At 70.5% G+C, this 23549-nt stretch carries 19 protein-coding genes; 9 read left to right on the top strand and 10 right to left on the bottom strand.

Annotation, left to right across the window (positions count from 1 at the left end; genetic code table 11):
- Positions 1-125: 125 nt before the first annotated feature.
- From ABZ845_RS05970 to ABZ845_RS05950, 5 genes are all read right to left on the bottom strand, one after another.
- Positions 126-305 (bottom strand): DUF6104 family protein, encoded by a 180-nt coding sequence (locus ABZ845_RS05970; protein WP_028420339.1) that lies wholly within the window; start codon positions 303-305, stop codon positions 126-128.
- A 135-nt stretch (positions 306-440) separates the two neighbouring features.
- Positions 441-4265 carry a multifunctional oxoglutarate decarboxylase/oxoglutarate dehydrogenase thiamine pyrophosphate-binding subunit/dihydrolipoyllysine-residue succinyltransferase subunit gene (locus tag ABZ845_RS05965; protein WP_360973421.1) on the bottom strand — a complete coding sequence of 1275 codons (3825 nt, stop codon included), beginning with the start codon at positions 4263-4265 and terminating at the stop codon, positions 441-443.
- A gap of 294 nt (positions 4266-4559) precedes the next feature.
- Complete coding sequence (locus ABZ845_RS05960) at positions 4560-5654, bottom strand: HAMP domain-containing sensor histidine kinase (RefSeq protein ID WP_360973419.1); 1095 nt, start codon at positions 5652-5654, stop codon at positions 4560-4562.
- Entirely contained in the window at positions 5651-6388 is a 738-nt protein-coding gene (locus ABZ845_RS05955; protein WP_360973417.1) for a response regulator transcription factor, read from the bottom strand. Before ABZ845_RS05955 ends, ABZ845_RS05960 begins: the two co-directional genes overlap by 4 nt.
- A gap of 112 nt (positions 6389-6500) precedes the next feature.
- Positions 6501-7205: a spermidine synthase gene (locus ABZ845_RS05950; protein WP_360973415.1), complete on the bottom strand. Its 705-nt coding sequence runs from the start codon at positions 7203-7205 to the stop codon at positions 6501-6503.
- 223 nt (positions 7206-7428) lie between these two features.
- Between ABZ845_RS05950 and ABZ845_RS05945 the strand changes: the two genes are divergently transcribed.
- The 3 genes from ABZ845_RS05945 (at position 7429) to ABZ845_RS05935 (ending at position 11780) form a co-directional block, all read left to right on the top strand.
- Positions 7429-8205: a rhomboid-like protein gene (locus ABZ845_RS05945; RefSeq protein WP_360973698.1), complete on the top strand. Its 777-nt coding sequence runs from the start codon at positions 7429-7431 to the stop codon at positions 8203-8205.
- A gap of 305 nt (positions 8206-8510) precedes the next feature.
- Positions 8511-10928, top strand: coding sequence for an endopeptidase La (gene lon / locus ABZ845_RS05940; RefSeq protein ID WP_360973413.1), 2418 nt, complete (start codon positions 8511-8513; stop codon positions 10926-10928).
- Positions 10929-11240: 312 nt separating this feature from the next.
- Positions 11241-11780, top strand: coding sequence for a MarR family transcriptional regulator (locus ABZ845_RS05935; RefSeq protein ID WP_360973411.1), 540 nt, complete (start codon positions 11241-11243; stop codon positions 11778-11780).
- A gap of 29 nt (positions 11781-11809) precedes the next feature.
- On the opposite strand, the gene ABZ845_RS05930 is transcribed toward ABZ845_RS05935, so the two are convergent.
- Positions 11810-12598: a protein phosphatase 2C domain-containing protein gene (locus ABZ845_RS05930; protein WP_360973409.1), complete on the bottom strand. Its 789-nt coding sequence runs from the start codon at positions 12596-12598 to the stop codon at positions 11810-11812.
- A 366-nt stretch (positions 12599-12964) separates the two neighbouring features.
- Between ABZ845_RS05930 and ABZ845_RS05925 the strand changes: the two genes are divergently transcribed.
- Genes ABZ845_RS05925 through ABZ845_RS05905 form a run of 5 tightly spaced genes read left to right on the top strand, consistent with a single transcriptional unit; the run spans position 12965 to position 18747 of the window.
- A complete protein-coding gene (locus ABZ845_RS05925; protein ID WP_360973407.1) occupies positions 12965-15916 on the top strand; it encodes a nitrate- and nitrite sensing domain-containing protein in 2952 nt (983 codons plus the stop codon).
- The gene (locus tag ABZ845_RS05920; protein WP_360973405.1) at positions 15913-16416 is read left to right on the top strand and encodes a roadblock/LC7 domain-containing protein; all 504 of its coding nucleotides are present in this window, start codon (positions 15913-15915) and stop codon (positions 16414-16416) included. The genes ABZ845_RS05925 and ABZ845_RS05920 overlap by 4 nt, the downstream gene beginning before the upstream one ends.
- Positions 16413-16847: a DUF742 domain-containing protein gene (locus ABZ845_RS05915; RefSeq protein WP_360973403.1), complete on the top strand. Its 435-nt coding sequence runs from the start codon at positions 16413-16415 to the stop codon at positions 16845-16847. The genes ABZ845_RS05920 and ABZ845_RS05915 overlap by 4 nt, the downstream gene beginning before the upstream one ends.
- Positions 16828-17472: an ATP/GTP-binding protein gene (locus ABZ845_RS05910; protein ID WP_360973401.1), complete on the top strand. Its 645-nt coding sequence runs from the start codon at positions 16828-16830 to the stop codon at positions 17470-17472. Before ABZ845_RS05915 ends, ABZ845_RS05910 begins: the two co-directional genes overlap by 20 nt.
- A gap of 39 nt (positions 17473-17511) precedes the next feature.
- Positions 17512-18747: a styrene monooxygenase/indole monooxygenase family protein gene (locus ABZ845_RS05905; protein ID WP_360973399.1), complete on the top strand. Its 1236-nt coding sequence runs from the start codon at positions 17512-17514 to the stop codon at positions 18745-18747.
- A gap of 26 nt (positions 18748-18773) precedes the next feature.
- Here the strand turns inward: ABZ845_RS05905 and ABZ845_RS05900 are convergent, their stop codons facing one another.
- The 4 genes from ABZ845_RS05900 to ABZ845_RS05885 form a co-directional block, all read right to left on the bottom strand.
- Complete coding sequence (locus ABZ845_RS05900) at positions 18774-19964, bottom strand: NlpC/P60 family protein (protein WP_360973397.1); 1191 nt, start codon at positions 19962-19964, stop codon at positions 18774-18776.
- A 102-nt stretch (positions 19965-20066) separates the two neighbouring features.
- The gene (locus ABZ845_RS05895) at positions 20067-20381 is read right to left on the bottom strand and encodes a hypothetical protein (RefSeq protein WP_360973395.1); all 315 of its coding nucleotides are present in this window, start codon (positions 20379-20381) and stop codon (positions 20067-20069) included.
- A gap of 139 nt (positions 20382-20520) precedes the next feature.
- On the bottom strand, positions 20521-21246 hold the full coding sequence (locus tag ABZ845_RS05890; protein ID WP_360973393.1) for a helix-turn-helix domain-containing protein: 726 nt from the start codon (positions 21244-21246) through the stop codon (positions 20521-20523).
- A 71-nt stretch (positions 21247-21317) separates the two neighbouring features.
- A complete protein-coding gene (locus ABZ845_RS05885) occupies positions 21318-22256 on the bottom strand; it encodes a diiron oxygenase (RefSeq protein WP_360973391.1) in 939 nt (312 codons plus the stop codon).
- A 136-nt stretch (positions 22257-22392) separates the two neighbouring features.
- Between ABZ845_RS05885 and ABZ845_RS05880 the strand changes: the two genes are divergently transcribed.
- On the top strand, positions 22393-23505 hold the full coding sequence (locus tag ABZ845_RS05880) for a ferritin-like domain-containing protein (protein WP_360973389.1): 1113 nt from the start codon (positions 22393-22395) through the stop codon (positions 23503-23505).
- Positions 23506-23549 lie beyond the last annotated feature (44 nt).

Below are 23549 nucleotides of genomic sequence, written 5' to 3'. Positions count from 1 at the left end.
CCGACGCGCCATATCGCGTCTTACGTGATTCACGATATATCGCGGCCCGGGAAAGTCAAGAGGCCCCCACTCGTTCGGGGGCCTCGGGGAACGAACGTTCAGGGCGGGCGCGCAGCCGTGCGCGCCTACTCGTCGTCCTCGTCGTCCAGCCGCGCCAGCCAGGTGGCCAGCCGCTCCACCGGTACCTCGAAGTCCGGGTTGAGGTCGACGAACGTGCGCAGCTGCTCGGCGAGCCACTCGAAGGTGATCTCCTCCTCGCCCCGCCGCTTCTCCAGTTCCTCGATGCCGCGGTCGGTGAAGTACATGAGTGGTGCTCCGTCGGTTCGGTAAGGGAAAAGGCGACAGGAAAAGGATAGGCGGCAAAGAACAGGGCCCGTTCCCGAGCCGAAGCTCGGGAACGGGCCCTTCACACCGGGCTGGTGAACCCCTCGCGGCGAGCGTTACGCCTCGAAGACCTCACGCACCAGCTGCTCCTGCTCCGCCTGGTGCCGCTTCGCGGAGCCGACGGCGGGGGACGAGCTGTGCGGGCGCGAGATGCGGCGCAGGCGCTCGCCGGCCGGGATGTCCGCGCCGACCGCGAGGTCCAGGTGGTCGATGAGGTTCAGGGCGATGAACGGCCAGGCGCCCTGGTTCGCCGGCTCCTCCTGGACCCACAGGTACTTCTCGGTGTTCGGGTACTTCTTGATCTCCTCCTGGAGCTCCGCACCCGGCAGCGGGTACAGGCGCTCGAGACGGATGATCGCCGTGTCGGTCGCACCGCGCTTCTTACGCTCCGCCTCCAGGTCGTAGTAGACCTTGCCGGAGGTGAAGACGACCTTGCGGACCGCGGCCGGGTCCGCCGAGGAGTCGCCGATGACCGGGCGGAACCGGCCCGACGTGAACTCCTCCGCCTTCGACGCGGCGGCCTTCAGGCGCAGCATCGACTTCGGCGTGAAGACCACCAGCGGCTTGTGGTGCGGGTTGTGCACCTGCCACCGCAGGAGGTGGAAGTAGTTCGACGGCAGGGTCGGCATCGCGACCGTCATGTTGTTCTGTGCGCACAGCTGGAGGAACCGCTCCGGGCGGGCCGAGGAGTGGTCCGGGCCCTGGCCCTCGTAGCCGTGCGGGAGCAGGAGGGTGACGCCGGAGGTCTGGCCCCACTTCTGCTCCGACGCCGAGATGTACTCGTCGACGACGGTCTGCGCGCCGTTGACGAAGTCTCCGAACTGCGCCTCCCACATCACGAGCGCGTCGGGACGGGCCAGCGAGTAGCCGTACTCGAAGCCCATGACCGCGTACTCGGACAGGAGGGAGTCGTAGACGTTGTAACGCGCCTGGTCCTCCGACAGGTACTGCAGCGGGGTGTAGTCCTCGCCCGTCTCGCGGTCGATCAGAACCGCGTGGCGCTGGCCGAAGGTGCCGCGGCGGGAGTCCTGGCCGGAGAGGCGGACCGGCGTGCCCTCGAGGAGGAGGGAACCGATGGCCAGGGTCTCGCCCATGCCCCAGTCGATCGTGCCGTCCTCGACCATCGACGCACGGCGCTGCAGCTGCGGCAGCAGGCGCGGGTGGACGGTGAAGTGGTCGGGGATGTTGACCTGGGACTCGGCGATCCGCTTGACGACCTCGGCGGACACGCCCGTGTCGACCGCCACCGGGAAGCCGTCCTGAGGCGCCTGCGGCGAGGGCGCGGCCGGCTGCTGCGAGGTGGTCGCCTCGCGGACCTCCGTGAAGACCTTCTCCAGCTGGCCCTGGTAGTCCTGCAGCGCCTGCTCGGCCTCTTCCAGGGTGATGTCGCCGCGACCGATCAGGGACTCGGTGTAGAGCTTGCGCACCGAGCGCTTCTTGTCGATCAGGTCGTACATCAGCGGCTGGGTGAAGGCCGGGTTGTCCGACTCGTTGTGACCACGGCGGCGGTAGCAGATGAGGTCGATCACCACGTCCTTGTTGAACGCCTGGCGGAACTCGAAGGCGAGCCGCGCGACGCGCACGACGGCCTCCGGGTCGTCGCCGTTCACGTGGAAGATCGGGGCCTCGATCATGCGGGCCACGTCCGTCGCGTACATGGAGGAACGCGACGACTCGGGGGCCGCGGTGAAGCCGACCTGGTTGTTGATGACGATGTGGACCGTGCCGCCGGTGCGGTAGCCGCGCAGCTGCGACATGTTCAGGGTCTCGGCCACCACGCCCTGGCCCGCGAAGGCCGCGTCGCCGTGGATCGCGACCGGCAGGACCGTGAAGTCCGTGCCGCCCTTGTTGATGATGTCCTGCTTGGCCCGGGTGATGCCCTCGATGACCGGGTCGACCGTCTCCAGGTGGGAGGGGTTGGCGGCCAGCGAGACGTTGATCTGCTCGCCGTCGAGGCCGGTGAAGGTGCCGTGGGCGCCCAGGTGGTACTTCACGTCGCCGGAGCCGTGCATCGACTTCGGGTCGAGGTTGCCCTCGAACTCGCGGAAGATCTGCGCGTACGACTTGCCGACGATGTTCGCCAGCACGTTCAGCCGGCCGCGGTGGGCCATGCCGATGACGACCTCGTCCAGACGCGACTCGGCCGCGGAGTCGATCACCGCGTCGAGCAGCGGGATGACGGACTCGCCGCCCTCCAGGGAGAAACGCTTCTGGCCGACGTACTTGGTCTGCAGGAAGGTCTCGAAGGCCTCCGCCGCGTTCAGGCGGCGCAGGATGCGCAGCTGCTCCTCGCGCTCCGGCTTGGAGTGCGGGCGCTCCACACGGTCCTGGATCCACTTGCGCTGCTTGGGGTCCTGGATGTGCATGTACTCGATGCCGGTGGTGCGGCAGTACGAGTCGCGCAGCACGCCGAGGATGTCGCGCAGCTTCATCATCGACTTGCCGGCGAAGCCGCCGACGGCGAACTCGCGCTCCAGGTCCCACAGCGTGAGGCCGTGCTCGACGATGTCCAGGTCGGGGTGCTTGCGCTGGCGGTACTCCAGCGGGTCGGTGTCGGCCATGACATGGCCGCGGACCCGGTAGGAGTGGATCAGCTCGAAGACGCGCGCGGCCTTGGTGACGTCGTCGTCGTGCGAGGCGTCGATGTCCTTGAGCCAGCGGACCGGCTCGTAGGGGATGCGCAGCGACTCGAAGATCTCGTCGTAGAAGCCGTTCTCACCGAGGAGGAGGTTCGCGACGATGCGCAGGAACTCGCCGGACGCGGCGCCCTGGATCACCCGGTGGTCGTAGGTCGACGTGAGTGTCATGACCTTGGAGATGCCGAGCTTGTTCAGGGTGTCCTGGGAGGTGCCCTGGAACTCCGCCGGGTAGTCCATCGAGCCGACACCCATGATCACCGACTGGCCGGGCATCAGACGCGGCACCGAGTGGACCGTGCCGAGGCCGCCGGGGTTGGTGAGGGAGACGGTGACCCCGCTGAAGTCGTCCATCGTCAGCTTGCCGTCACGGGCGCGGCGGACGATGTCCTCGTAGGCCTGCCAGAACTCGAAGAAGTTCAGCGTCTCGGCCTTCTTGATCCCCGCGACGACGAGCTGGCGGTCGCCGTTGGGCTTGACCAGGTCGATGGCGAGACCGAAGTTGACGTGGTCCGGCTTGACCAGGGTCGGCTTGCCGTCCTTCAGGGCGAAGGACCAGTTCATCGACGGCATGGCCTTGATGGCCTGCACCATCGCGTAGCCGATCAGGTGCGTGAAGGAGATCTTCCCGCCCCGGGCGCGCTTGAGGTGGTTGTTGATGACGATGCGGTTGTCGAAGAGCAGCTTCACCGGCACCGCGCGCACGGACGTGGCCGTGGGGAGCTCCAGCGAGGCGCTCATGTTCTTCGCGACGGCGGCGGCGGGACCGCGCAGCGTCACCAGTTCGGGGCCCTGGGGCGCCTCGGCCACGGGTTCGACCTTCTTCGGGGCGACGGGCGCCGCGGCGGGCTTCGCCGGGGCGGCGGCAGGCGCGGCGGCCGGCTTCGCGGGCGCGGCGGCGGGCGCGGCCTGGCTCGTGGGCGCGGCACTCATGGGCGCAGGAGCGGGCACGGCCGGGGCGACGGATGCCGGGGCGGCCTGGACCGCGGCGGTGGTCTCTGCGGCCCCCGCGGCCGCAGTGCCCGCCGGCGCGGGGGAGACGGGTGCGGCCGGGGAAGCCGGCGCACCCGGCTTGTAGTCGGCGAAGAAGTCCCACCAGGCACGGTCGACCGAATTCGGGTCCTGGAGGTACTGCTGGTAGATCTCGTCGACGAGCCACTCGTTCGCGCCGAACGAAGCCGCCGGGTTCTTCCCGGCTTGGTCGTCGGTGGAGATGCTCGAGTTACTGGGGGACTGTGACGACACGGCGGTAACCGCCCTCTTCCGCTTCACAAGATGACTGGACAGCGGGGATTAAGGCTACGCCTCCCCGGCAGTGAAGGTCAGGTCGGGCCGGTTCTTCGTCGTGTAAGTCACACCGGAGAGCGTGTTTCGGGGCCGGAAATGGCGGGAAACAAGCGGGGTTCCGGTACGCGGCGGGTGCGACGGGCCCGGCCCGGCGCGGGGGATGCGCGGGTCTGTGCCTGATCACACGTGTCCATCGGCGTGAAGCTGCGTGGATCTTGTCGTTCCGCTTCGAACTCTACGTCAACTCGACGGTTACGGCTCTCCCGGAAGAGTGACCTGGATCCGGCAACCCCGAGGGGACTCGGCCACCCCGATCCGGCCGCCGTGCAGATCCACCGCCCAGCGGGCGATCGCCAGCCCCAGGCCCGTGCCGCCGTCGCTGCCCGGACCGTGCGGCGCGCTCACGGCGCCGCGGTTGAAGCGCTCGAAGACCCGGTGCCACTCCGACTGCGGGATGCCGGGACCCTCGTCGAGCACTTCCAGCTCCAGTGACTCAGGACCGGCGCCGCGCCGGGCCTTCACCGTGACACGGCCGTGCGGCGGGCTGTGCTTGACCGCGTTGTCGATCAGGTTGGCGACGACCTGGTGGATGCGCTCCGGGTCCGCGTGCGCGGTCAGCTCCGGCGGAGAGACATCGAGGTGCAGATGGACGTCCGTACGGGTGTGGCTGCCGGAGCCGGAGGCTATGCCCGCACGCGCGGAGGACACCATCTGGGCCTCCTTGAGCACGCCGGAGAGATACGGCCACACCTCGAAGCGGCGCTTCTTCAGCGGGACCACACCGTTGTCCAGGCGTGAGAGGTCCAGCAGGGTCTCCACCAGGCGCCCGAGCCGCTCCGTCTGCTTCAGCGCCGTGCGCATGGTCTCCGGGTCGGCGGCCGAGATGCCGTCCACGATGTTCTCCAGCACGGCACGCAGACCCGCGATGGGCGTGCGCAGCTCGTGCGAGACATTCGCCACGAGTTCCTTGCGCTGGCGGTCCTGGGCCTCGAGCTCGTCGGCCATCAGGTTGATCGTTTGGGCCAGGTCACCCAGTTCGTCACGGCGCGTGTCACGCACCCGGCGGGTGTAGTCACCCCCCGAGATGGACCGGGCCACCGCGTTCATCTCGTCCAGCGGTGCGGTGAGCGAATGGGCCACGAACTGCGTAATGAGCAGTGTGGCAATCATCGAGAACACCGTGATGAAGCGCAGCTCGGTCTCGGTGCGCACCGCGATCATCAGCAGGCCCGTGGTGATCAGCACCGAGATGACGACCAGCGCGCCCAGCTTGGTCTTGATCGAGAACGGGCGTACGCCCCCCCAGCGCTCGCCGGGGCCTCTCCGTCTCGCCGGAGGGCCGCTCATGGCGTCGGGGTCTCCAGCGCGTAGCCGACGCCGTGCACGGTACGGATGCGCTCCGCGCCGATCTTCCGTCGCAGGGCCTTGATGTGGCTGTCCACCGTGCGGGTCCCCGACGCGTCCGCCCAGTCCCACACCTCGGCGAGCAACTGCTCACGCGAGAGCACGGCGCGCGGCGTGTTCGCCAGGCAGACGAGCAGATCGAACTCGGTGGGCGTGAGATGTACGTCCTCGTTGCGCACCCGGACGCGGCGCTGCGCGTGGTCGATCTCCAGCTCTCCCAGGCGCAGGATGCCGCTGCGCGGCGTCGTCGCCGCCAGCGCCGCGCGCTCGACCCGGCGCAGCAGCACATGGACGCGCGCCGCCAGCTCCCGCATCGAGAACGGCTTGGTCATGTAGTCGTCGGCGCCGACACCGAGCCCGACCAGCATGTCGGTCTCGTCGTCGCGCGCGGTCAGCATCAGCACCGGCACGGGCCGCTGCGCCTGCACCCGGCGGCAGACCTCCAGGCCGTCGAAGCCCGGCAGCATGATGTCGAGGATCAGCAGGTCAGGCTGCCAGGCCTCGGCCGTGTCGACCGCGGACGGCCCGTCGCCTGCCGTTTGCACGAGGAATCCCTCGGCGCGCAGGCGGGCGGCGATGGCCTCGACGATCGTGGTGTCGTCCTCGACCACCAGGACGCGCCGCTGCGCGCCCGGGGTCGTCGTCGTGCCGTTGTGCGAGGTGTGTGTCTGCTCCATCGCCCGCCCCTGGGGTTGCTTTCCGGAATCCGTGGGGTGATCCCATGACTGCGTTTGACGCTTGAATGATCCGCGCCAGGGGAGCAGCGTACGGGGAGTTACCGCCGGTCGGCTATCCAGGGCGGACAGCGAGATGCACGACGTCGGGAACGCCCCGGGCAACGGGGACCTCTTCGGTATGCACCTGCCGGAATCCGGCATTCCTGAGAGATCCTTCAAAATCCTCAGAGGGCCGGGCCGACCACACCGCGAGTACCCCACCAGGCCGCAACACCCTTGTGCAGCTTGCCAGTCCGGTCGCTCCGTAGAGGCTGTTGTTGTCCTCCGTGACGGTCCAGCCGGGCCCGTTGTCGATGTCCAGGCACAGGGCGTCGTACGTGTCCGAAGTCTCATCGAGGTAGGTGACGAGATCGGTCGGCAGGACGCGGGTCCGCGGATCGGCGAGCGCCTTCGCGGACAGTGCGGACAGGGGGCCGTCGCGGTGCCAGTCGATGATCGCCTGCTCACGCTCCACGACGGCGATCTCTCCCCAGCGGGGATCCGCCGCCGCGTGTGCGAGAGAGAAGCCGACGCCGAGGCCGCCGATCAGCACACTCGGCTCCGGCCTTCCGCCGAGGGCGCCGAGCGCGGCGTCGACGAGCAGCCGTTCCGAGCGGCCGTCGGAGGTGTCCATCAGGAAGCAGCCGTTGGCGACGATCTGCAGCAGCACACCGTGCCGTCGCAGCACGACCTCGCCGTGGGGCCCCTGACGGCGGTCGAGGACCTCCGGGGCGTCGTAGGTGTCGTACGTGTCGTGAGTGTCGTACGGAGGAGGCATGGGTCACATTCTGGTGACGGGCCTGATCACGTACGAGGGATTTTCCCGGCGCGTATGGACGGTGTCGGGATTCGGGCCCCGGACGCACACGGCACCTGAAAAGTTGCTATGAATCGCGTCTCGGGTGGCGTCGGTCATAGACACCGCCCCTGCTGCCGCCAAGGGTGGTGCACAACGGAAGGAGCGCCACGCCTTGGAACGTACGGTCTCGGCGGCTGACGCCATGCTCACGGACCCCGAGACGGGCGCGCCCCTCCTGGACGGCATGCCGCGCCAGCGCACCGCACCGCCCGGGCGCGTCGCCCCGGTCACGGCGCCGACGCTCCCGGCGCGCACCGCGGATCCGCGCCCCTGGCTGCTGCTGCCGAGCCCCAAGAGCACGCCGTTCACCTTCGGATACGCCGTCGTCCTTTGTGTGACGTCGCTGTTCGCCCGCTACGCCGCGCCGTCCCTGATACGCGCCCTGTACCAGGCATCGAGCACCGACGTCGCCCATCTGGTGCACGATCCAGCGCTGGTGCTGGTGGCGAGCGCGCTGTGGATCGCGGGCGGGATCACCTCCACGTACACACTGGTCTTCCTGCTGGTTCTGACGGCTCTGGAGCGGCGGATAGGGGCACGGCGCGCGGCGGCCGTCTTTCTGGCGGGGCATGTGCTCGCCACTCTGGCCACCGAGGGTTCCGTGGGCCTCGCCGTGCTGGCGGGCCATCTTCCGGAGACCTCGCTGCACCGGCTCGACTACGGCATCAGCTTCGGAGTCGCGGCGAGCCTCGGCGCGCTGACGGGCCTGATGCGGCCGTGGCTGCGCTGGCCCGTGCTGATCGCCTTCGCCTCGATACTCCTTCAGGACCTGGCCGCGTTCGCGGACCCGATGAGCAACTGGGGGCATCTGCTGTCGCTGGTCGTCGGCATCGCGCTGTGGCCGGTGGTGCGGCGCTGGCACCGGACCGGTCGGCGGGCCACCGTCGGCGGCCTGGCCGGGGCGCCGACGGTGGCCTGACGGGTTCTGGCCGATCGTCAGGCGTGACCGCCTCGCGCAACGGCTGCGCGCAACGGCTGCGGGTAACCGCTTCGAGTGACCGTTCGCGATGACCACTCGGCACGCCACCCGGGAACGGCTGCCCGGCCACCCGGGAACGGCTGCCCGGCCACTCGGGAATGACTGCTCGTCATGCCCGCTTGGACTGGAAGCGCTCGACAGGACTGCCCGCCGTGATCGCTCACAGCGAACACGCTCAGGGGAACAATCGCATCTCTCCGTGCATTGAGTCGACATAGCTCAACTTGACTGCCGAAGGGGAGATCATGGCTTCGACGTCCACTACGCTCAGCCTGCCCGTGCTGCCGCTCGACGGCGAGGTCGTGCTGCCCGGGATGGTTGTTCCGCTGGACCTGAGTGATTCCGAGGTGCGCGCCGCAGTGGAGGCCGCCCAGGCCGCCGCCCGCTCGGAGCCCGGCAAGCCCAGGGTGCTGCTGGTGCCGCGCATCGACGGGACGTACGCGAGCACCGGTGTGCTCGGCACCATCGAGCAGGTCGGCCGGCTGGCCGACGGCGACCCGGGCGCCCTGATCCGCGGCCGTGGCCGCGTCAGGATCGGAGCCGGGACCACCGGCCCGGGCGCGGCCCTGTGGGTGGAGGGCACGAGGATCGAGGAGAGCGTTCCCGAGCCGCTGCCCGGCCATGTCGCCGACCTGGTCAAGGAGTACAAGGCCCTCGCCACCAGCTGGCTGCGCAAGCGCGGTGCCTGGCAGGTGGTGGACCGCGTCCAGGCCATCGAGGACGTCTCCGCGCTCGCCGACAACTCCGGCTACTCGCCCTTCCTGACCACCGAGCAGAAGGTGGAACTGCTGGAGACCACCGACCCGGTCGCCCGGCTCAAGCTGGCCACCCAGCAGCTGCGCGACCATCTCGCCGAGCAGGACGTCGCCGAGTCCATCGCCAAGGACGTCCAGGAGGGCGTCGACAAGCAGCAGCGCGAGTTCCTGCTGCGCCGTCAGCTCGAGGCCGTCCGCAAGGAGCTGCGCGAGCTGAACGGCGACGCCAAGGACGGCGAGGAGTCCGACGACTACCGGGCCCGCGTCGAGGCCGCCGACCTGCCCGAGAAGGTCCGCGAGGCCGCGCTCAAGGAGGTCGACAAGCTGGAGCGGTCGAGCGACCAGTCGCCCGAGGGCTCCTGGATCCGGACCTGGCTCGACACCGTCCTCGAACTGCCGTGGAACGAGCGCACCGAGGACGCGTACGGCATTCGCGGCGCCAAGTCCGTCCTCGACGCCGAGCACGCCGGTCTGGAGGACGTGAAGGAGCGGATCACCGAGTACCTGGCGGTGCGCAAGCGGCGCTCGGACCGGGGCCTCGGCGTGGTCGGCGGGCGGCGCGGCGGTGCCGTGCTCGCGCTGGTCGGACCGCCCGGTGTGGGCAAGACGAGCCTCGGCGAGTCGGTCGCGCACGCCATGGGACGCAAGTTCGTCCGCGTCGCGCTCGGCGGCGTACGGGACGAGGCCGAGATCCGCGGCCACCGGCGCACATACGTGGGCGCGCTGCCCGGCCGGATCGTGCGCGCCATCAAGGAGGCCGGTTCGATGAACCCGGTCGTCCTGCTCGACGAGATCGACAAGGTGGGCTCGGACTTCCGGGGCGACCCGGCCGCGGGGCTCCTCGAGGTCCTCGACCCGGCCCAGAACCACACCTTCCGCGACCACTACCTGGAGGTCGAACTCGACCTGTCCGACGTGGTGTTCCTCGCGACGGCGAACGTCCTCGAAGCCATCCCGGAGGCCCTGCTCGACCGTATGGAGCTGGTCCGCCTCGACGGCTACACCGAGGACGAGAAGGTCGTCATCGCCCGGGACCACCTGGTGCCGCGCCAGCTGGAGCGCGCCGGCCTGAAACCGGACGAGGTCACGCTGGACGAGGGCGCGCTGCGCAAGCTCGCCGGGGAGTACACGCGGGAGGCGGGTGTACGGAACCTGGAGCGCTCGATCGCGCGGCTGCTGCGCAAGGTCGCCGCCCAGCACGAGCTGGGGGAGAAGGAACTGCCCCTCACCGTCCGGGACGAGGACCTGCGCGCTCTGATCGGCCGCCCGCACCATGTGCCCGAGTCCGCCCAGGACCCGGCCGAGCGGCGCACGGCCGTCCCCGGTGTCGCCACCGGACTCGCGGTCACCGGCGCGGGGGGCGACGTGCTCTATGTGGAGGCGTCCCTGGCCGACCCGGAGACGGGCGCGGCGGGCCTGACCCTCACCGGACAGCTCGGCGATGTGATGAAGGAGTCGGCGCAGATCGCGCTGAGCTTCCTGCGCTCCCACGGCGCCGAACTCGAACTGCCCGTGGGCGATCTGAAGGACCGGGGCGTGCACATCCACTTCCCGGCGGGCGCGGTGCCCAAGGACGGCCCGAGCGCGGGCATCACCATGACGACCGCGCTGGCCTCGCTCCTGTCGGGCCGGCTGGTCCGCACGGACGTGGCGATGACGGGCGAGGTCTCGCTGACCGGCCGTGTGCTGCCCATCGGCGGCGTCAAGCAGAAGCTGCTCGCCGCGCACCGGGCGGGAGTGACGACCGTGATCGTCCCCAAGCGCAACGAGCCCGACCTGGACGACGTCCCGGCCGAGGTGCTGGACAAGCTGGACGTCCACGCGGTCACGGACGTCCGCCAGGTCCTGGAGCTGGCGCTCGCGCCGGCCGTGAACGGCGTGGAGCCGGAGGTGCCGGTGGCCGCGTGACCTGGCGCCGGGCCGGTGAGGGGCCCGGGCTTCGCGAAGGCGCTCTCGGCGCCTTCCAGGGGCCCGGGCCTTTCGCCTGCGCCTGCGCCTGCGTCGCGGCCGACGGGGCGGCAGTCGGCAGTCGGAAGCCGACAGTCGGCCGAATGTTGGCGTGGGCATGCCATGGCTCTCTGGTAGGGAAGGGGGGTCGGAGGGCACCGCCGGCCGAAGCCTGCGAAATACTGACGGAGCTGCGGCAATGGCGGCGTTGGCAGTGTTTGTCGCGTTATGCGGAAACTTTCAGGAACGGGAAACCGGGGCAGGGGTGCTCACGTGCACGAGGGCGGAAACGGCGAGGGGCGTCCGGGCGAGTCCGGCGCGCCGGGGACCGGCGTGGACCGAAGAGGCGCGGACCGGGGCGGTGCCGTGGACGAGAGCGGCGCGGACCGGGAGTTCCTGTCGCTGGAGCGCGAGCTGACGGTGTTCCTGCGGCGGGCCCGGGCCAACCAGGGCGAGATGGCCCGGGAGGTCCACCCGGATCTGGAGCCCGCGGCCTACGGACTCCTGGTCCGCCTGGACGAACACGGCCGTCAGCGCGCCACGGAACTCGCCGCCTACATCGGCGTCGGCAAGGCCACCATGTCCCGCCAGCTGCGGGCCCTGGAGGAGCTGGGCCTGGTGGCCCGCGAACCCGACCCCGCCGACGGCCGCGCCTGGCTGGTCCACCTCACCGAGGAGGGGCGCTGCCGTGTCGGAAAGGTCCGCGAGGCGCGCCGGGCGCGGTACGTGAGCCAGCTCTCCCACTGGGACCGGAGCGAGGTGGCCGAACTGGCTCATCTGCTCCACCAGCTGAACCGGAGCATGGAGAAGTAGGACACGCGGAAGGCACGCGGCGGACCGCGTCACAGCCGTACGTACACCACCGTCGCGTCGTCGTGCGTCTTGCCGCGGCCCAGATGCGCCCGCTTCTCGCGGTCGGCGGCCTCCAGCGCCCGTACGCGGTCCACCAGCGCCGCCGCCCCCTCGTCGCGCACGAAGCCGAACAGGTCCGTCCAGTCGCCCTGGCGGAACTTCTCCGTCCAGCGGGTCGCGCCGTCCGTGAGCGCCACGAGGGTGCGCACCGCCGCGCGGGGAAGTGCGCCGGTGACCGCGCGGGCCGAGACCGACGGGTCCGCCGCCGCGGTGAAGAATCCCCCCTCCTTGTTGCGGACCGTGGCGTCCGCGATGGCCTCGGTCGCCAGGGCGGCGCGCGGGACCCTGTCGAGACGGTCGTCCAGGAGAGCGGTGACCGTGCCGTCGGGGCCTTCGGCCAGCAGGACCGAGTCCGACAGGACCAGGTACTCCACCGCCGCCTCGGCCCAGCGGGCCACGACCACGGTCGCCTGTGGCGTGCGCGGGTGAGAAAGGTCACAGGTCGCCGCGTGTGCCTCGGCCGTGCGGGCGATGGCCTGGGAGAGGATCTCCGGCAGGGTCAGATCCCGGCGGGAAAGGGACAGTTCGGTCAGTGCACCGCCAAGTCGCGCGCAGAACCAGGGGACGGAATGCAGACAGCCGTCGTCACTCCGGGGCGGAGTCACCCCGTCCAGTACGACCAGCGCGCCGCCCTGCCCTGACGCCGGAAGCGCGAGTGCCGCGAAGTCCTCGTTCGGACGCTCCGCGTCGGCGGGTTCGGAAATCAGTGCAGTGCGCATTCGGCCAGTCTGCACGACCCCTTCACATAGGTCATGAACAGTTGGCAACGATTGCCGAATGGGCACGACTGTCCAGGTCAAGCGCCTGTTTTGGCAGGGAATAATCGATTCCGGTAGGGCGTGGCGGCGAATCCTGTCAAAGCGCGCCGCCCACGTCCAACCGGCGCGTCCTGAGGGGTCCGGGCGCGGGTGCGGAGAACTTGCCCGCCAACTCACCCCCGGGGTTCACTCCTTCGGGTGGCGGGTCAGGCGAAGCGGGACCTCTGCCCACTGGCACTGGGATGGTCGGAAACCGTCGTACCGGGTCGACATCCCAGTTGACGGGCCGTCACCCGGGTCCATGGGTACACGAGTCACGAGTCAGGAATGCGAGCACCGGTGCAGAAGATGCGGCCTCGGCGCACAGGCAAGCAGACGACCCCCGACCGGGACCATTCGTCCGGACCCACGGGCACCGGCCGTCCCGCCCACGTGCGCAACCGGCTTGTCATCGCGGTGGCCGTGGTCGCCGCCGCGATCGCCGCCGCCGGGGCGCCCAGCCTCATCGCGGCCTCCGGGCAGGTGAGCGACTCCCAGGACCTGGTGACGCTCGCCGGGCAGACCCAGGACGCCCTCTCGCTCGCGCACGCGCTCGCCGACGAGCGCGACGGCGTCACCTCGTGGGTGGCCGCCGGACGGCCCAAGTCCAAGGCTCCCGCCGAGCAGCAGAGCGCCCGTGTCGACCGCGAGGCCGACGATCTGCGCGCCGAGCAGGACATCCCGGCACAGCTGCGCAAGGACCTCGATGACATCGCCGCGGTACGCAGGGCGGCGCTCGTCGGCAAGAGCACCGCTCTCGAGACGCACCAGGCGTACTCCACCGCCATCACCGAGCTGCACGCCCTCGCCGACCAGCTGGCCGAGAGGATGCCGGCCCGGGCGGGCTCCGGCGCGTACACGCTCGCCGAGCTCGACAGCGCCGTCCAGCAGTCGGCCGCGGCCCGGGGACTGCTCCTCGCGGCCCTGAACGTCCCGCACACCACCCAGACCGTCATCAGCCCGGTCACCGGTCTGCCGACCACCACCACGATCTCCTCGGACGCCGACAGGAAGCAGCGCGACGCCCTCTCCGCAGCCGCCCAGCAGGCTTCCGTACGCTCCGACGCGGCCCTCGCCGACTTCCGGGACAACGCGCCCGACGCGGCCAGGAACTCGTACGACTCCACGGTCACCGGAGCCGAGGTCGGCACCGCCGACAAGTACCTCAAGGACCTCACCGACCAGCCCACGCTGTCCGACGACGACCTCGGCCTGAGCACCAAGAAGGTCGACGACGCCCTCTCCGCCCGCATCGAGATGATGCGGGGCGTGGAGTCCTCGCTCTACGAGAACCGGGGCCACGACCTCGCCCACGTGCGGGACGACGACGTCACCGCGCTGGAGATCCGCATCGCCGTCCTCGGGGCGCTGATGCTCGTCGCCGTCGGCGTCGCCATGGGCATGGCCCGCAGCCTCACGCGCCCCCTGGCCGTTCTGCGCCTCGGCTCGGCCCGGGTGGCCGCCGACCCGGCCGCCGAGGAACCGGTGAAGTTCACCGGCCGCAACGACGAGTTCGCCCAGGTCGTGCGCTCCGTCAACGCCCTGCACGCGCACGCCGTCGCCCTCCAGGAGCGCCTGTCCACCCTGGAGACCGACCGCAAGCACCTGGTCGGCCAGCGCCAGTCCATGGCCGACGAACGCGCCAAGCTGCGCGCCGAACTCACCGAGGCCCTCGGGCACCTGGAGCAGGTACGGCACAGCGTCCACTCGACCTTCGTCAACCTCGCCCTGCGCACCCTCGGCCTGGTCGAGCGCCAGCTCAGCGTCATCGAGGGGCTGGAGGAGCGCGAGCAGGACCCGGAGCGCCTCGCCACGCTCTTCAAGCTCGACCACTTCGCCACGGTCATGCGCCGGCACAGCGAGAACCTCCTCGTCCTCGCAGGCACCGAGCACGTCCAGCAGCACGCCGGTCCCGTTCCGCTGGTCGATGTCGTGCGCGCCGCCGTCAGCGAGATCGAGCGGTACGAGCGCGTCCGTATCGCCGCGCTGCCCCCGCACGCGCACATCGCGGGCTTCGCAGCCGACGACCTCTCGCACCTGATGGCCGAACTCCTGGAGAACGCGACCTCCTTCACGCCGCCGGACGTCGCCGTGGAGGTCTCGGGCTGGCTGCTGGAGAGCGGCGAGGTGATGCTCTCCGTCCAGGACGAGGGCATCGGCATGACCACCGAGCGGATGCGGACGCTCAACGGCCGCCTCGCCGACTTCGACCCGGACGAGCCCTACGACCACGAGGGCGGCGAGGGGCTCGGGCTCGGCCTGTACGTGGTGGCCCGGCTGGCCCACCGCCACCAGGTCCGCGTCCGGCTGCGCGAGCAGAAGCAGGGCGGTGTCGCCGCCGTCGTCGTCCTGCCCAAGCCGCTGCTCTCGGCGGCCCCCGCGGCAGCGGTGCCCGCCACCGGTCCGGCGGCATCCGGCGCCTACGGCACGTCGCTGCCGGGCGCGGACTCCGAGGCCAACTCCAACGTCCTGGCGGGCCGCGCGCGTACGGCCGTCGGCCAGGAACCCGAGAAGGACGGCGACCCGCTGATCGCGGCGGCGGAGGCGGCGGTACGGGAGCGGGACGAGGCGGGGGAGCCCGGCGAACCGGGAGCGGACGAGGCGCCCACCCCGGAGCCCGCCCCGGAGCCGACGGTCGCGCGCCCCGAGCCGCCTGCCGGGCGCGCCGACGACGTGGATCCCGAGTTCGGCCCCGAGACCACGATGGAGCTGCTGCTTCCGTCGCCCCGGATGGACGAGCACCCCCCCGCCCCCGGGATCCCCGCCCAGACCTCGGCCGACCCCTACGCCATCGGCCCCGACACCCACGAACGCATCGCCGACGGGGACGAGCAGCGGCCGGCCCCGGGACCCCAGGCGGAGCAGCGCACGGAGCAGCCGCTTCCGGAGCCGGGGGCGCAGCCGCAGCAGACACCCGCCCCCCGCCTCACCGCGAAGGGCCTCCCCAAGCGCACCCCCAGGATCTCCGCCCCCGTTCCCGCCCCGCAGCCGCGCACCGGCGGCGTGGACGCCGAGGCACTGCGCCGCAGGCTCGGCGGATTCCACCGAGGGGCGAAGGAGGGTTACCGGCACGCCGAGGCGGAGACCACCGAGCGGACAGGTCAGACGCAGGCGCCCGCCAACGGCCCCGCCGGACCTACGGACCCCGGCGGACCCACAGCACCGCAGCACACCGCGACACCCGGCACGGCACAGGACGTAGAAGCATCGGGGGGCACCGTCGAGGAGGCAACCAGTTGACCGCGCCCAGTACCTTCGGACTGAGCAGTGAGGCCCGCAACCTGCACTGGCTGCTCACGAACCTCGTCGAGGAGGTGCCGGGACTGCTGTCGGTCGCGGTGGTCTCCTCCGACGGCCTGCTCCTGCTCTCCTCCGACCCGGGACGCAACGCGCAGGCCCGCGCGGACCGGAACGCGAGTCCCAGCGGGCCAAAGGGGTCCTCCGCCGACCTCGCCACCATCGTCTCCGGCATCGGCAGCCTCACCATCGGTGCCGCGAAGCTGATGGGCTCCGGCAGGGTCAAGCACACGATGATCGCGATGGACGAGGGCAGCGTGTTCGTCATGTCCATCAGCGACGGCTCGCTGCTCGGCGTGCACGGCTCCGCGGGCTGCGACATGAGCGTGGTGGCGTACCACATGGCGCTCTTCGTCGGCCGCGCCGGACACGTCCTGACCCCCGAAGTCCGCAGTGAGCTGCGCAAGTCCCTGGAGACCGAGTCGGCCGGGAGTGCCCGATGAGCGGTACAGCGAAGCGGCTCCCCGTGCGCGGCGGCGACCGCAAACCCGCCCGTGTGCGCCCCTACTCACTCACCGGCGGCCGTACCCGTTTCGGCCATGTACTGCTCGTCGAGACCTTCGTGGCCGCGCTGGACGCCCCGGAGGAACGGCGCGAACTGACGGGGGGCACCGCCCGCGCCATTGGCAACGGGGCAGGCTCGCCGGCCTTCCGGGTGATGCCCGAGATGCGGGCCATCGTCGAACTCTGCCGCCGTATGCGCACGGTGGCGGAGATCGCCGCGCTGCTGAGGATGCCGCTCGGGGTGGTCCGAGTGCTGCTCAGCGACCTGGCGGACCAGGGAAAGATCCGTGTGTACGGAACCGGTCACGGCCCGGGACAGCCGGACCGCGCTCTGCTGGAAAGGGTGCTGAGTGGACTCCGCCGTCTCTGACGCCTCCCCGGGCGTCTCCCCACTCCTCGGCCTCGATGACGAGGAACAGCTGCAGAACTGGCAGACGGACCGTACGCGCGCCCCCATCGCCACGAAGATCGTGGTGGCGGGCGGCTTCGGCGTCGGCAAGACCACGCTGGTGAGCGCGGTCTCCGAGATCACGCCCCTCCAGACGGAGGCGCTGATGACCGAGGCCAGCGAGGAGACCGACGACCTGACCGGGACGCCGGACAAGCTGACCACGACCGTGGCCATGGACTTCGGCCGCATCACGCTCGACGACGACCTGGTGCTCTACCTCTTCGGCACGCCGGGCCAGCAGCGGTTCTGGTTCATGTGGGACGACCTGGTACGCGGTGCGATCGGCGCGGTCGTCCTGGCGGACACCCGGCGTCTTGAGGACTGCTTCCCGGCGCTCGACTACTTCGAGAGCAGCGGCCTGCCGTACATGGTGGCGGTCAACCACTTCGACGCCAGTGAGAGGTTCGAGCCCGAGGACGTGCGCGAGGCCCTCACGATCCCCGAACACATACCCGTCATGGTCATGGACGCGCGCCGCCGGATCTCGGTGATCGAGACCCTCCTGGCCCTCGTCGGCCACGCGCTCGACGTCACCCCCGAGTAGTCCCGGTAGCCCTGTCCCTGTTAGGAGCACAGTCCCCGCATGCGCAAGATACTCGTCGTCGGAGCCGGCCAGTCCGGACTCCAGCTCGCCCTCGGCCTGCAGTCCCACGGGTATGAGGTCACCCTGATGTCCAACCGGACGGCGGACGAGATCCGCACCGGCCGGGTCATGTCGACGCAGTGCATGTTCGACACGGCGCTGCAGCACGAGCGCGACCTCCAGCTGAACTTCTGGGAGTCCCAGGCCCCGAAGATCGAGGGGCTCGGCGTGTCCGTGGCCGGCCCCGAGTCGCAGCGCGTGATCGACTGGGTCGGAAGGCTCGACGGCTACGCCCAGTCCGTCGACCAGCGGCTGAAGATGGCCGGCTGGATGGAGACGTTCGCGCAGCGCGGCGGCCAGCTGGTCATCCACGGCGCGGCGGTCTCCGACCTGGACTACTTCTCCCGCACCTACGACCTGGTGCTGGTGTCGGCGGGCAAGGGCGAACTGGTCTCGATGTTCGGCCGCGACGCCTCGCGCTCGCCCTACAGCGAGCCGCAGCGCGCCCTCGCCGTCTCCTACGTGCACGGGCTCGGCCCCCGCCCGGAGCACCCGGACTACGACGCGGTCCGATGCAACCTCGTCCCCGGCGTGGGCGAACTCTTCGTGATGCCGACCCTGACGAACTCCGGGCGTGCCGACATCCTGTTCTGGGAGGGCATACCCGGCGGCCCGCTGGACGTCTTCAAGGGTGTCAAGGACCCGGCGGAGCACCTCTCCCTGACCCTGGAACTCATGGAGCGGTTCACGCCCTGGGAGTACGCCCGGGCCACCAAGGTGGAGCTGACCGACGCGGGCGGCACGCTGTCCGGCCGCTACGCGCCCACCGTCCGCAACCCCATCGGGCGTCTGCCCGGGGGCGGGCTGGTCCTGGGCGTCGCGGACGTGGTCGTGGCGAACGACCCGATCACGGGCCAGGGCTCCAACTCGGCCGCCAAGTGCGCCGCGTCCTACCTCGCCTCGATCCTCGAACACGGGGACAAGGAATTCGACGAGGCCTGGATGCGGGGGACCTTCGACCGCTACTGGGACGTGGCCCGGCACACCACCAAGTGGACGAACGCGATGCTCGGCGTGCCCCCGGAGCACGTCCTCAATCTGCTCGGCGCGGCGGGCACGCTCCAGCCGGTGGCCGACCGCTTCGCCAACGGATTCGACAACCCGGCGGACTTCGAGAATTTCTTCTTCGACCCGGAGAAGACGCAGGCCTACCTGACATCGGTCGCCGGGGCCTGACGGTGGCTCGGGCTTCGGCCCCGGCTCTATGAGGCCGAGGCGGCGGATTCGTGGCCGGCCTTCATGGCGGGGGAGCGGACGGCACGGGGGAGTCTCGGGGGTACGTAGGTGCTCAGGGGCTGTGCGCCGGGGTCGGGCCGTACGGCGCCCAGCACCGGGTTGGCCGCGATCGGGGACACCTTGATCTCCGTGCCCGGGTGAGGCGCCTGCACCACCATTCCGCTGCCCAGGTAGAGGGCCACGTGCGTGGCCTCCGGGAAGTAGACCACCAGGTCCCCGGGCCGTAGTCGCGTCAGCGGCACGTGCCGCAGTTCGGCCCACTGCTCCTGACTGGTGCGCGGGATGGCTCGCCCCGCGCTCTGCCAGGCCTGCGACGTCAGGCCCGAGCAGTCGTACGACGCCGGGCCCTGAGCGCCCCACCGGTACGGCTTGCCGATCTGCTCCACGGCGTAGCGCAGGGCCCGGACGCCTTCCGCGGACGGGGGGCGGCCGTCGTCGTTGAGGGCTCCGGACGACACCAGGCTGCGCTGCGCGGCGGTCGTTCCGTCGTTCTCGAACTCGTCCAGCGCGGCGAGCTGTTCGGGGGTGAGGGACGCGAGCAGTTTCTCGATGTCCTTCAGCTGCTGCTCCACGGTGTCCCGGTTCTTCTGCTGCCGGCCGGCCAGGGTCTGCTCGTCGTCCAGGGCCTTGCGTGCCTGGCGGGCAAGTGCGTCGGCCTGCTGCTCGGCGCCGGTCAGCTGCCGTACGCTGCCCAGACGTTCGCGAGTCAGCTGCGCGATGACGTGGCCCTGGTCGAGCGCATGCTGCGGATCACGGGCGAGCAGCAGTCGTAGATAAGGGGAGATGGCACCACTGCTGCTCTGGTACTGCTGCCGGGCGAGCCGGCCGACCTCGCTGCGGCTGCTCTGCAGGGCCAGCCGGGTGCCGGCCAGGGACCTGTCCAGGCGGTCGACCTCGGCCTGCTTCTTCTTGAGGGTCTGGGTGGTGGCGTCGTACAGCTCGGCGGCCTGTTCCACCTGCCGGTAACGCTGCTGAAGGTCTGTCAGGAGGCTCCCGATCGAGCGGGTGCCCGTCTGGCCTGTCGGGCCGGTGCTGGGAGCGGGGGAAGGGTCCGGGGCGGGTGGAGCGGAGGGGGTGGCCACCGCGGGTGCGGGGGCGAGCAGGGTCGAGGCGGTCATCGCCGCCGTACAGACCAAGCGCAGCAGCCTTCCTGACATGCCATCACCTCCGTTGCGGAGGCGGCCTGTCCACCTCGCACCGGCAGGATCGGGTGCGCGCAACCCGGACGCCCTCCGGGTGGGCGGTTCGGCTCAGTCAGGTCACTCGTCGGCGGTGTCCGCGTGGTCGCCCGGCGTGGCGCCTGGTGTGCGGTGCGGTTTGCTCCAGGGCCAGCGCAGCCGGCCGCCGTCGTCGCCCTCGGGGTCGTACTCGTACTTCCAGCCCCGCGGCAGGCCGAGGCGCTTGCTGCGACCACCCTCGACGCGACGGTAGACGAGGACGGACGGGGGGCCGCCGGCCGCGTCCGGGACGGGGACGCGGTATGTCTTCGGCGGGTGTCCGGTGGGGCCGAGGAGGATGGGGAGGACCCGGCCGTCCAGGGGGCCGCCCACGAACAGGGTGTCTTGGCTCTTCACGGCACCAGTGTCCCCTCTCGGGGAGACCGGAGCGCTTCGCGCGAGCGCTGGCACGCCGTCGCCCGCGGGCGCGTCGTGGCTGACGGGCGGCTCCGGTGCCCGCGCGGCGGAGCCGCCTGTCAGCGGGGCTCCGCGCCCCTCACAGCAGATGCCCCGCGTCCGCCAGTACCGGCAGTACGCGCCGGACCAGCGTGCCGATCGGGCCCTCCGCGCTCTCCATCGCCAGCGCGGCCCGTACCACCGCCGCCGTTTGCGGGTCGCGGCCCGCGCCTGCCACCAGGCAGGCCACGAACTGCTCCACGAGCACGTCCCGCAGTTCGTCGACCGGCGGCTGCTTGTCCTCGTCCAGCCAGATGAGGGACGCGGCCTCCACAGCGGTGATCCATGTCCGTACCGTCATCCGCAGGCGCGCCCCGGGTTTCGTCACCTCGAGATGGCTGAGGATGTGCTCGGCGGCGGCCCTGCGGACCCCGTCCACGATCGCGGTGGTGCGGGACGTCTCGACCACGCTGCCGCCCTGGAGCAGCGCGCTGAAACCGGTGTCGTGCTGGTCGACGAACGAGAGGTAGCGGTCCAGCGCGCGGCCCAGGCGCCAGGTGAGCGGTCCCTCGGGAGGCTCGGCGAAGCACTGCTCCAGCTCGTCCGCGGCGGAGCGGAGCGCGGCCTCGTACAGCTGCTGCTTGCCGCCCGGGAAGTAGCGGTACACGAGGGGCCGTGAGACCCCCGCGGCCTCCGCCACGTCGTCCAGCGTGACCTCCTCCGGAGCACGGTGCGCGTACAGGGACAGCGCGGCGTCGAGCAGCTGGCTGCGCCGCTCCGCCACACTGAGCCGACGGTACGCGCGGGTGGGGGCCTCGGAGGTCATGCTTCGCAGCGTAATCGTGTTGCCGGGGGAGCAGGCGGGCGCCGATACGGCAACCCGGCGCGGAAGCGTGTTCAAGCCAGCAGGCCCGATGCCCGCCACAGCCGTCGGCCGACCCCGCGCAGTACGCCGATGTCGTCCAGGAAGTCCGTGAGCCGTTTCGCGCCCGTCTGCATGACCTCCCGGCGGTGCCCGCTCGCCTTCACCTGTGCCATGGCCTCGTGCTTGTCCAGGCCCACGTTCGTGTAGACCTCGGGGTTCACGAAGGCGACCGAGAACACCCGTGCGAACTCGCCCGATGTGACCCGGGTGAACTCCTGCGACAACCGCGGGGCGGTCACCATCTGGCGGCGCAGCTCCTCACGTGCGTACCGCACGTGACGGGCCTCCTCGACCACGTGAATGCGTGTGACCCCGCGGACCAGCGGCTGCACCCGCTCGTCCGGGAAGGTCAGCCGCTGCATCCAGTCGAGGACCTCCTCGCCGAGGAGCGTGGCCGTGAAGGAGCCGGGCGTCGTCGAGATCGTCTTGAAGACACGTCCCAGCGTCCGGTGGGCCCGGCTGACCGGGTACCAGGGCGTCCCGCCGTGCGCGATCAGCCGGGCGAACATCTTGGAGTGCCGGCACTCGTCCTCGATCTCGGTCAGCGCGTACCGCACATGCGCGCTCGTCGCCGACTTGTCGTAGATGTGCCGGACCAGCAGCTGCATCAGGATGAGCTCGAACCAGATCCCGAGCGAGGCGAGCGCCGCGGCCTCGTGCTGGGACAGCAGGATCCGCTGCTCCTCGCCCATCCGCTTCCACAGGGGGGTGTCGTACAGGGACACCAGCTCCGGCGGCCAGAACCACTTGCCGTCCTCGAACGGAGCATCCCAGTCCAGCTCCTTGTCCGGGTCGAAGGAGTGCTTGGCGGAGGAGGCGAGCAACCGCTCGGCCACCTGTTCCCGGTCCTTGAGCAGGCCGAGCGCGTCGCGCAGCACTTCCGCCTCGGTCACGTCGGTCACGGTTGTCATCGCTGTCCCCACCACGTCGTCGCACGGGCCGCCGTTACCGGCGGTCACGTCTTATGAGACTGCCTGTCAGCAAGGACGTCAATCCCCTGCGTCCGACTTGTTGACGCGGCGTCTACCACGTGTGAGCGTGGGTTGCATGCCGACGCATGAGTTGTACGCCAAGGACCCGGGGGACCCCCACTGGCAGGTCCCCGCGAGCGGAGCCGCTCGGTTCAGCTGGGAGTACGACGGTGGCCGTGACCGGCTGCTCGCCCTGTACCAGAAGGGCAAGGACAAGCAGTGGGACGGCCAGAAGCGGATCGACTGGGACCTGGAGGTGGACCCGCACGATCCGCTCGGGACGCCCGACGAGGCGCTGAGCCTCTACGGAACGCCGTACTGGGCGAAGATGACCGACCGGGACAAGGGTGAGCTGCGCAAGCACTACACCGCCTGGCAGTTCAGCCAGTTCCTGCACGGCGAACAGGGCGCGATGGTGTGCGCCGCGCGGATCGTGGAATCCGTCCCCGACCTGGACGCGAAGTTCTATTCGGCGACCCAGACGATGGACGAGGCGCGGCACGCGGAGATCTACGCCCGCTTCCTGCACGAGAAGATCGGGATGCTCTATCCGATCAACGACAACCTCCAGGCGCTGCTGGGCGACACCCTGCGGGACAGCCGCTGGGACATGCCGTACCTGGGCATGCAGGTGCTCATCGAGGGCCTGGCGCTGGCGGCCTTCGGCCTGATCCGCGACACCACGGACAAGCCGCTGCCCAAGCAGATCCTGGCGTATGTCATGCAGGACGAGGCCCGTCATGTGGCGTTCGGCCGGATGGCGCTGCGCGACTACTACAAGCAGCTCAGCGACGCGGAACTGCGCGAACGCGAGGAGTTCGTCATCGAGGGCTGCTACCTCATGCGCGACCGGCTGCGCGGGGTCGAGGTGCTGGAGAACTTCGGCATCCCCAGGGCGGAGGCGGAGGAGCTGAGCGAGCACGCCGAGTACCTCCAGCTCTTCCGCCAGCTCCTCTTCAGCCGGATAGTCCCCTGTGTCAAGGACATCGGCCTGTGGGGCAAACGCCTTCAGCAGGCATACGTGGACATGGGCGTCTTCGAGATGGGCAACTCGAACCTGGACCTCCTCATGGCCCAGGACGAGGAGATCGCCGAGAAACTGGATGCCGAGCGCTTCGCGGCGGAGGAGCGGGAGCGGGTCGCGGAGGTGGAGGAGGCGATCGAGGAGGGTCAACGACTCAGCGGCTGATCACTCGTTCGATGGGCGAATCGGCATATTCCGCCGAGTACGCT

This window comes from Streptomyces sp. NPDC047022, assembly GCF_040644155.1.
GTDB lineage: Bacteria > Actinomycetota > Actinomycetes > Streptomycetales > Streptomycetaceae > Streptomyces.
This window is presented reverse-complemented; position numbering and strand designations above follow the sequence as displayed.

Bases quoted from the DNA above. Each gene is read 5' to 3' on its own strand.
- ABZ845_RS05915 (WP_360973403.1), top strand. From the start codon at position 16,413: ATGAGCGGTACAGCGAAGCGGCTCCCCGTGCGCGGCGGCGACCGCAAA.
- ABZ845_RS05925 (WP_360973407.1), top strand. From the start codon at position 12,965: ATGCGAGCACCGGTGCAGAAGATGCGGCCTCGGCGCACAGGCAAGCAG.
- ABZ845_RS05885 (WP_360973391.1), bottom strand. From the start codon at position 22,256: ATGACAACCGTGACCGACGTGACCGAGGCGGAAGTGCTGCGCGACGCG.
- ABZ845_RS05945 (WP_360973698.1), top strand. From the start codon at position 7,429: ATGCTCACGGACCCCGAGACGGGCGCGCCCCTCCTGGACGGCATGCCG.
- ABZ845_RS05955 (WP_360973417.1), bottom strand. From the start codon at position 6,388: ATGGAGCAGACACACACCTCGCACAACGGCACGACGACGACCCCGGGC.
- ABZ845_RS05970 (WP_028420339.1), bottom strand. From the start codon at position 305: ATGTACTTCACCGACCGCGGCATCGAGGAACTGGAGAAGCGGCGGGGC.
- lon (WP_360973413.1), top strand. From the start codon at position 8,511: ATGGCTTCGACGTCCACTACGCTCAGCCTGCCCGTGCTGCCGCTCGAC.
- ABZ845_RS05880 (WP_360973389.1), top strand. From the start codon at position 22,393: ATGCCGACGCATGAGTTGTACGCCAAGGACCCGGGGGACCCCCACTGG.
- ABZ845_RS05900 (WP_360973397.1), bottom strand. From the start codon at position 19,964: ATGTCAGGAAGGCTGCTGCGCTTGGTCTGTACGGCGGCGATGACCGCC.
- ABZ845_RS05950 (WP_360973415.1), bottom strand. From the start codon at position 7,205: ATGCCTCCTCCGTACGACACTCACGACACGTACGACACCTACGACGCC.
- ABZ845_RS05890 (WP_360973393.1), bottom strand. From the start codon at position 21,246: ATGACCTCCGAGGCCCCCACCCGCGCGTACCGTCGGCTCAGTGTGGCG.
- ABZ845_RS05905 (WP_360973399.1), top strand. From the start codon at position 17,512: ATGCGCAAGATACTCGTCGTCGGAGCCGGCCAGTCCGGACTCCAGCTC.
- ABZ845_RS05930 (WP_360973409.1), bottom strand. From the start codon at position 12,598: ATGCGCACTGCACTGATTTCCGAACCCGCCGACGCGGAGCGTCCGAAC.
- ABZ845_RS05960 (WP_360973419.1), bottom strand. From the start codon at position 5,654: ATGAGCGGCCCTCCGGCGAGACGGAGAGGCCCCGGCGAGCGCTGGGGG.